At 64.9% G+C, this 8112-nt stretch carries 7 protein-coding genes and 2 pseudogenes; 7 read left to right on the forward strand and 2 right to left on the reverse strand.

Translation table 11 applies throughout. The annotated features are described in order from the left end of the window. The 5 genes and pseudogenes from AC1DY5_RS32870 to AC1DY5_RS32890 all read left to right on the forward strand — a co-directional run. Positions 1–359: pseudogene (locus AC1DY5_RS32870) on the forward strand (4-hydroxyphenylpyruvate dioxygenase); the annotation flags it as partial. Positions 360–388: 29 nt separating this feature from the next. Next, positions 389–694: a 4a-hydroxytetrahydrobiopterin dehydratase gene (locus AC1DY5_RS32875; protein WP_478118303.1), complete on the forward strand. Its 306-nt coding sequence runs from the start codon at positions 389–391 to the stop codon at positions 692–694. Positions 695–716: 22 nt separating this feature from the next. Further along, positions 717–1625, forward strand: coding sequence for a phenylalanine 4-monooxygenase (gene phhA, locus AC1DY5_RS32880; protein ID WP_478118305.1), 909 nt, complete (start codon positions 717–719; stop codon positions 1623–1625). Then, complete coding sequence (locus AC1DY5_RS32885) at positions 1622–2323, forward strand: SDR family oxidoreductase (RefSeq protein WP_478118308.1); 702 nt, start codon at positions 1622–1624, stop codon at positions 2321–2323. The genes phhA and AC1DY5_RS32885 overlap by 4 nt, the downstream gene beginning before the upstream one ends. A 53-nt stretch (positions 2324–2376) precedes the next feature. After that, positions 2377–2969: pseudogene (locus tag AC1DY5_RS32890) on the forward strand (aminotransferase class I/II-fold pyridoxal phosphate-dependent enzyme); the annotation flags it as partial. A gap of 88 nt (positions 2970–3057) precedes the next feature. Here AC1DY5_RS32890 and AC1DY5_RS32895 read toward each other — a convergent pair. Together AC1DY5_RS32895 and AC1DY5_RS32900 are read right to left on the reverse strand one after the other, a co-directional pair. Continuing rightward, positions 3058–6825: an AsmA family protein gene (locus tag AC1DY5_RS32895; RefSeq protein WP_478118316.1), complete on the reverse strand. Its 3768-nt coding sequence runs from the start codon at positions 6823–6825 to the stop codon at positions 3058–3060. Continuing rightward, a complete protein-coding gene (locus tag AC1DY5_RS32900; protein ID WP_478118309.1) occupies positions 6759–7160 on the reverse strand; it encodes a hypothetical protein in 402 nt (133 codons plus the stop codon). Before AC1DY5_RS32900 ends, AC1DY5_RS32895 begins: the two co-directional genes overlap by 67 nt. A gap of 56 nt (positions 7161–7216) precedes the next feature. On the opposite strand from AC1DY5_RS32900, the gene AC1DY5_RS32905 reads away from it, so the two are divergent. After that, complete coding sequence (locus AC1DY5_RS32905; RefSeq protein WP_478118311.1) at positions 7217–7441, forward strand: hypothetical protein; 225 nt, start codon at positions 7217–7219, stop codon at positions 7439–7441. A 10-nt stretch (positions 7442–7451) separates the two neighbouring features. Then, positions 7452–7769 carry a hypothetical protein gene (locus AC1DY5_RS32910; RefSeq protein ID WP_478118313.1) on the forward strand — a complete coding sequence of 106 codons (318 nt, stop codon included), beginning with the start codon at positions 7452–7454 and terminating at the stop codon, positions 7767–7769. Positions 7770–8112: the final 343 nt, after the last annotated feature.

Genomic DNA, 8112 nt, shown 5'->3' on the forward strand with positions numbered 1-8112 from the left:
ACATCGCCCTCCTCAGCGACAACCTGATCGACACCATCGACCAGCTCGGTCTGGCCGGCGTGCCCTTGATGACCGCACCCAACGACATCTACTACGAGATGCTCGAGACGCGGCTGCCAGGCCACGGCCAGCCGGTCGCCGAACTGCAGGCGCGCGGCATCCTGCTCGACGGAAGCACCGAGGGCGGCAACCCGCGCCTGCTGCTGCAGATCTTCTCGGAGACGGCCTTCGGCGGCCCGGTGTTCTTCGAGTTCATCCAGCGCAAGGGCGACGACGGCTTCGGCGAGGGCAACTTCAAGGCCCTGTTCCAGTCGATCGAGCGCGACCAGGTGCGCCGCGGCGTTCTTGCTGCGAGTTGAGCGCCTTTGCCAGATTTCGAAAGTAAGCCATGCACCGACTCGAAATTTCCCACGCCACTGAATTACTTGCAGATCTTCCAGGGTGGCGCTGCGAGGACTCCCGCGGAGGTGTGATCAAGCGCGAGCTTGTTTTTGCCGACTTCAGCCAGGCGTTCGGCTTCATGACTCGCCTGGCCCTCGCGGCGGAAAAAGTCAACCACCATCCCGAATGGTTCAACGTCTACAACCGAGTGGACATCACCTTGACCACACACGACGTCACCGGCATCTCGATGCGAGACATCGAGATGGCGCACTTGGCAGAACGGCTTTACAAAACCATCACGGCGTCCTGAAGACGGCAACCGGAGAACTCTAATGCAGCGACAACTCAATGAACAGTCCGGCGAGGCAACGAAGCACGGGCTCGCCGCCGGCGACGTACAGCCTCACCGCTCCGACTGGACCATCGATCAGGGATGGTCGAACTACACGGTCGAAGATCACGCCGTCTGGAGGACGCTCTTCGAACGTCAAAGCAAACTGCTGCCAGGGCGCGCTTGCGACGAGTTCGTGGAGGGCATGAAGAATCTGCCAATTGGCCCGGAACAGATCCCGGACTTTCAGGCGTTGAGCGAAGTGCTCATGAAGAAGACCGGGTGGCAAGTGGTTGCGGTCCCTGGTCTTGTCCCGGACGATGTGTTTTTCGATCACTTGGCGAACCGGCGATTTCCCGCTGGACACTTCATCCGCAAGCCCCACGAACTGGACTACCTTGAAGAGCCGGATGTTTTTCATGACGTGTTCGGTCATGTCCCGATGCTCATGAATCCTGTCATCGCTGACTATATCCAAGCCTATGGTCTGGGCGGCCTTCGCGCCAAGGAACTGGGAGTGCTCGACAAGCTGGCGCGTGTCTATTGGTACACCGTCGAATTCGGACTGGTCAAGCATGCCGATGGCATGCGGATCTATGGTGCGGGCATTGCGTCGTCGTTCACCGAAAGCGTGTTCGCGCTCGACGATCCGTCACCCAACCGCATCGGCTTCGACCTCGAACGCGTGATGCGCACGCACTACCGCATCGACGATTTCCAGGAAAGCTATTTTGTGATCGACAACCTCGATGAGCTTCTTGCGCTGGCACGCATCGACTTCGCGCCGGTCTACGAACATATCAAAGGCCTTCCCGAATACCAGCCGGGAACGGTACTGGCGACCGATCGAGTCCTGTCCCGAGGCTCGGGGCGCTATCACCGACAAAAGCAGGAAAGCGTGCAGTCATGAACTTCCGCGACAAGACAGTCCTGATCACGGGTGCCGCGGGCAATCTGGGCCGCGTCGTGGCGAAGAGTTTTGCCGACCGGGGCGCGCAGCTGGTGTTGGTCGACCAGCAAGCCGTCAGCTTGGACAGCGACTTCCCGGACAGGGGGCGCCATCTTGTGATCGGAGCGAACCTGATGCACGCTGACGAAGTCCTCTCGGCAACCGAACAGGCGATTGGGCGCTTTGGCCGGATCGACGTGCTGTGCAACCTCGCGGGCGGGTTCCGCATGGGCGCGGAGGTGCATGAGACCTCCCCATCCGACTGGGATTTTCTGCTCGGCATCAACGCCGGGTCAGTACTGCAGATGGCCCGAGCCGCAGTTCCGCACATGCTGGCAGCGGGCTCCGGGAAGATCATCAATGTCGGTGCATTCGCTGCGCACAGGGGCGCCGCGCGGATGGGTGCCTACATTGCGTCTAAGAGTGTGGTGATGCGGCTGACCGAGTCGATGGCCGCGGAACTGCGCGAGAAAGGCATCAACGTGAACTGCGTGCTGCCGACCATCATGGATACGCCTGAAAACCGGCTTGCTATGCCCGATGGCGATCCGTCGCGCTGGGTGGCGCCGCAAGATCTGGCAGACGCCATCCTCTTCTTGGCATCAGACCAAGCCAGGGCGATCCACGGCGCTTCGCTGCCAGTTTGCGGTTTGAGCTAACAGATCTACGTATGTCGGCCATTTCATATGGCCCCCGAAAGTGAGAACTTTCCATGCAATTTGCTTCCCCTGTCGAAACCTCCGCCATCCGCGAACTCTTCAAGCTGCTCGGCACACCCGGCATCATCAGCTTTGCAGGTGGCTTTCCGGACAGCGCGATGTTCGACGTCGAAGGACTGAAGGAAGCGAGCGTCAAGGCCCTGTCGGAAGAGGCCGGAGGCGCATTGCAGTACGGCGCGACCGAAGGCTACGAGCCGCTGCGCACGCAACTCATCGCCTTCATGAAGACCAAGGGCGTCGATGTCGACCCCAGCGGCCTCATCGTCACCACCGGCAGCCAGCAGGCGTTCGACCTGGTCGGCAGGACGCTCATCTCGCCTGGCGAAAAGGTGATCGTCGAACGCCCGACCTTCCTCGCGACCATCCAGTGCTTCCGGCTCTACGGCGCACACCTGATCAGCGCGCCGATCGACGCCAACGGCGTGTGCACGGACGAGCTCGAAAGCTCGTCGCCGAGCACAAGCCGAAGTTCGTCTATCTCATCCCGACCTTCGGCAACCCCAGCGGCGCGATGCTGAGCCTGGATCGGCGCAAGAAGGTGCTGGAGATGGCGGTGACGCACCAGACCGTAATCGTCGAGGACGAGGCGCCCCGGTTGCGGTCGCCTTGTAGCAGGACATGCCCGCATTTCATCCACTCTCAGTATCCGTGAACGAAAACATCAGACGTACCGATCAGGGCTTGACCGATGGCGATGATCGCATCAGCACGTCGAGTGGGTCGCTCGAAAGTTGGGCGCCGGCAGCGATGCGGGCGCAGGGGTTGGCGGTCGACTCGAGCTTGCGCCACAAGTCGCCCACCAACAGCGACGCCCCGGCGGTGGCCCAGGCCGCGGTCCCCACGATCAACATGCCCCTGGTGTCCAGTTTGAAAGTCGGATCGCTGATCGTTCCGGTGACGTTCGCGACGCCACTCGTCAGGCCCAGCAAGCTGAAGCTGAAGAGCTCGCGTCGCACCGCGCGGTACCCGAACAGGATCTCGCTCGTTCTCAGGTTCACCGCGCCACCGCCCAGGATGTCCAGATGCTTCAGGCGCAGCGCAACGCCGTCGCTCGAGGTGGCCACGCCGTCGGCGATGGTGAAGCGCGCGGCCGCACATTCGAGTTGGGCGTTGTCCGCCGCCCTGCGGCCTGGCACCAGCGCCAGGAGGAGGTTGCCGGCAATCCTCTCGAAGCCATAGCCTGAATTGATGGGCAATGTGCCCGCGCCGGCGGTGAGCAGAAACTCACCGCGCCCGGCCGCGAGCATGTTGCGCAGCGTGGTACCGGCGCCAGCGAGCTGCGCGCTCATCGACAGCAACGGCGTGGCGGCCCCGCTCGGCGGCCCCACTCGTGCCGTATACAGCGCCTCTGAATCGACTTCCTTGAGCGACAGACGCAACGCCACACCAGGCACTTCCTGGCGCAAATCAAGGCGCAGTTCCCCGCGCAGCCCGCCTTCGGCCGCTGCGGTCGAAACCTCGATCAGTCCGTTGGTGAGCGTGCCATCGAGTTGCAGCTTCGCGAGGTCGTATCGATGCAAAAGGAAGCGCTCTGCTCGCAGCCGCAGCTGCGCGTCGCGTGAGAGCAGGGACGGCATGCGGATGGGCCGGTCCAGCACCGGTTTCTCATTGGCCGTGGGTTTCTCCCACTGTGTGGCATCGATCAGTTTGGACGTGAGATCCGCTGACAGATCCGGCCGGTCACGCCACCGAATTCGCAGTCGCCCGGCCGCATCCGACTTGCCGGCCTGCGCGCTGAGATCGTCGACAGCCACCTCCCCGTCTCCCAGCGTGACGCGTCCCGCGGCGCTGAACGGGAGGGAAGGCAGGCGCGAAGCGGTGAACACCGCCGCCGTCTGTGCCAGGTTGTCGATCTCGATCCGGGCGTCGAACCGCGTGCCTGTGGGCGCCGAAAGATTGCTCACGTTGCCCTCCAGGGTGGCGCGCGCGCCAAGCAGCGTCGCCTGCAATGCCAGCGGCACGTCACGCAGGCCGAGCAGACGCTGCAGCGGCCCGCTGGTCGCAAGGACGTGGAGTGTTTCTCCGCCCAGAGCCGTGCGCAGATTCGCTTCCATCTTCGGCCACGCGGTCTCGGGGTTCAGCAGTTCGGCCAGCGGCCCGGCGACCACCGTCAAATCCATCGGCGCGCCGAGTGCATGGCCAACCGCGCTCGCGCGCACCGGGCCGCCCGGCTCAACCTCAATGTTCGCCTGCTCAACTTGGACCGGGGAGCGGTCGCGACCCACCGCAAGGGAGAAGGGAGCGTTGCGAACGGAAAGCTTCGCCTGCTTCATGAGTTCGCGCACGCTCGTGCCCCGCGAGCCAAACACGACTTGCAGTCCCCGGATCGCCCCGCTCGTCGTGTCCCGCCGATTCGGCGAGCGCAGCAGCGCCGCCACGTCGATGCGATCGGCCATCGCGTTGGCATCGACGCGCCATGCCCGCCCGCTCGCATCGAGCGTGACATGGCCCTGCACCGGAGCGTTGGCGACCGTGGCAGATTTCAGGTCGATGGCGAGCTTGCCGCCCCGCAGGTCCGCGAGCGCAGCCACCTTGCCGATCGGCACCGGTGCGCCCGCAATGCGGGCAACGTCGAACTGTAGCCTGGCATCGAACGCACGCAGCGGCGCCAGCGGCAGTGGATCGTCGAATGCACTGCGCGGTCCTGGTTTCGCCGCGCTGCCGCCGAGCTTGGCGAAGTCGAGCACCGCGATGCTCGCGTTGCCAGCGATCTGCGGCCGGCCATCGCTCCAGCGAAGCGTGCCGTCTCCCGTGACAGCCGTGCCGGCCAGTGTGGCGGCAAGCCCTTGTAGCCGGACCACGTCGTCGCGCCAGCTCACCCGACCGGTCAGATTCCTGGCCGGGACAGGCAGGCCGGTGATTGCTGCAATCCGCAGGGACAGATCCGCTTCGACGCGCTTTAGCCACGCCGGCGCGCCCGCACCGGAGAGGGCCCGTGGTCGCGACTCAGACGCGGCCGATTCGAGAGCTTTGACATCGGACTGATTCAAGTCCAAATGGCCGAGGTTCAGCGCCCCGCTGAGCAGCACACGTGGCGCGGTTACGTACGCGAGATCTCCTGACACCGCCGAGGCGAGTACCAGGCCACGGATGTTCCTGGCCGAATAGCCTTCCTTGGAATGCGTCACGTGAGCCGCAAGATCCACCGGCAAGGGTTGGCTCAGGCGCAGGCCCGCAAGCAGGCGCAGCGGCGCCAGGGCGTCGCCACGGGCGGACAGCGCCAGGTCGAAGTCCGTGGCTTCGGCTGCGGGCGTCATGCTCCCATTGGCGCTCAGCGTGAAGTCCGCAAGCTGGGCGCGCAGCGTGAGAGGCGCGACGCCATCTATTTTTTGCAGCTCAGGCCATGGCGCGCTGCCTGCCTCGAGCGAGAACGCAGTTTCACCGATCTTGCCCTCGACCGTCAGCCGCGTGTCCACGTTCGCGCCGAGCACAGCCTTGCCCGACCCGATCTCGAGGCGCGACGGCTGCATCGGCAGTCCATCGAGCGACAGACTCAAGTCTTCGACATGCAGGCTGCCTCGTACGTAGCGTGACTGCGCCGACAGACGATAGGGGCCCCATCCCGGCAATGCCCGCCCCAGGACGCCGGACCACGCGTCGAGATGCTCGCCCGTCATCTCAAATCCGAGTTCGACGCCCTCGAGCGAAGCGATCGATGCCAGCCGCACGTCGAGCGTGAGGGACGCGCCCTTCGGTCGCAGGCCGACGGACAGACGCCAGGGCTCGCCATTGAGTGCAGCCTGAAGCGAGGCGTTGGCCTCCACCGTGAGATGCATCGGAGATTCTCGATAGTCGGCAAGCGCTTGAACCCGAAACGGCACGCCGTCGCTGATCGTGACCTCGGCGGTATCGACACGAACCTGCTCGACGGAGCCGCCGCCTTGCCGCCAGCCAACGTGTACGTCGGTCAGCGACACGGTGCCGAAGTCAGGCAATGCCGCGCGCTTGATGCCCCGATCGGGCGTGCCGAACGGCCAATTGCCTTCGCCCTCCGCATTGCGCTCGAGCAGCAGATCGACACCCTCCAGGTGCACGGCGCGCATTTCGACCTGACCATTCCACAGGGCGATGAGATCGAGGTGCGCCTCGCCGCTCGCAGCGGTCACGAAGTCCGGGCGCGATGCCCAGGGAGGGTTTGCGATGCGCAGATCGCGCACGGACAAGGTCGGTCGTACGGCAAGGTCGAACGACAGACTGCCGATCGACACCTCCCGATCCAGAACGGATGAAAGCCTTCGCTCCAAGGCTCGTTTGTAGACCTCGGCGTCGAGTGTCGTCAGGAAGAGCATCACCCCGGAGGCCGCGGCAAGCAGCAGCCCCATAGCCCATAGCAGCAACTTGGTTGCGCGTCGACGCCGTGGCGACCCGGGTGTGGTCATGGATTGGGCAATGAGAAGCGGGCAGTCGGGTCGCGGGGTGGATGACGAGCAAGGTGCCGCCATCGTAGCGAAGGAGCGCAACCTGCGCTTTGCTGCTCAGAGCATCTACTTCGAGGAAGCTCGGCATCGAACAGGTGCACTCGATGATCGAGCCGAAGGACCTGGTGGTCTTCCAGGGCGGCGACCTGCTTTGCGCGTTGGCTGCCGCGAGCGCCAGGATGCAGCCGCCGTGCGCCGAACGGCCGGCGGCGCGCGTCGATGTCGACTACCTGCGCGGTCGCATAGTGATCGTCGGTGAACGCAGCCCGACCCTCGACCGCCATCGCTCGGTGGTCGACGACGGTGACGTCCAGGGAATGGACCTGCAGGCGAATGCGCTCGAAGCGCTGCTGGACCAACGCTACTTCGCGCCGGTTCCGGCAGGGTCAACTACGGGGTCGGCTTCCTGTTCTTCATGGCCGTCGAAGCGGCCCTGGTGGGCTCGCACGGCATCCTCCGATCGCTGCTGTGGATCGGGGCGGCGGCCGGGCTCACTTTTCTTCTCATGTCGCTCGCGGTGCGCTATCTTGGGCACTACGTGAATCCGGTAACGGTGAGCTTGCCGGTGCTGATTGTCAAACTGCTCGGCTGGATCGGCGAACTGATGCATCGAATTGGAGGCAGGAACCATGAAGGCTGAAAGGCGTCGCATGCTTTTGCGCTTCCGGGCGATCGGCCGGCAGATGCTGGCCGGTGCGGTCCTGGTGTCGGCCTCGAGCTGGGCCGCCGATCCCGAGACGCCGCCGATCACGTCGGCACCGTCCAAGCCGGCTCCGGCCGAGCCGCAGGTGGGCCCCGCCGGCGGAACGATCGGCAGGGCGCTCTCCGACACCCTCAGCGGCTCGGCGGCCATGCGCTCCAGTKGAGCGATCGCGAACATCGAGCGACCGCCGGCGGCCGAGGCCGATGCCAAGGCAGCGGAACCGGTCAAGCCGGCGGAGCCGAGTCGCCGCAGCGACCCCAAGTGAGACCGGGCCGCGCGCCCATGGCCTTCGCCGGCCCCTGAGTCGCGGCCACGTCCGACAAGCCGGCGCCGCGATCTGCGCCATATTGGATCCAGGTTCTCCGGTGCGCCTCTCACGTAGGCAAACGCAGCCTCTCGCAGGCAAACGCAGCACGTGGCGAGAACCTGGGCCCGGCGGGGAAACTCGCCGGGCCTCTTGTTTTTCAGCCTCCCGATCGAAAGTCCCCCGATGCGACTCCATGCCACCTGCAAGATGACCGTCGCGGCGGCCCGGGATTGCCCGCTGGTGGCGATGATGCGGCCCCGCAGCGGCGTGGCGCAGTGGATGGTCAGCGAGGTCTACGAGC

The organism is Variovorax sp. P4_D9, assembly GCF_056401695.1.

Excerpts from the sequence above, each read along its gene's own strand:
- AC1DY5_RS32875 (WP_478118303.1), top strand. The coding sequence starts at position 389 with ATGCACCGACTCGAAATTTCCCACGCCACTGAATTACTTGCAGATCTT.
- phhA (WP_478118305.1), top strand. The coding sequence starts at position 717 with ATGCAGCGACAACTCAATGAACAGTCCGGCGAGGCAACGAAGCACGGG.
- AC1DY5_RS32885 (WP_478118308.1), top strand. The coding sequence starts at position 1,622 with ATGAACTTCCGCGACAAGACAGTCCTGATCACGGGTGCCGCGGGCAAT.
- AC1DY5_RS32895 (WP_478118316.1), bottom strand. The coding sequence starts at position 6,825 with ATGGCGGCACCTTGCTCGTCATCCACCCCGCGACCCGACTGCCCGCTT.
- AC1DY5_RS32905 (WP_478118311.1), top strand. The coding sequence starts at position 7,217 with ATGGCCGTCGAAGCGGCCCTGGTGGGCTCGCACGGCATCCTCCGATCG.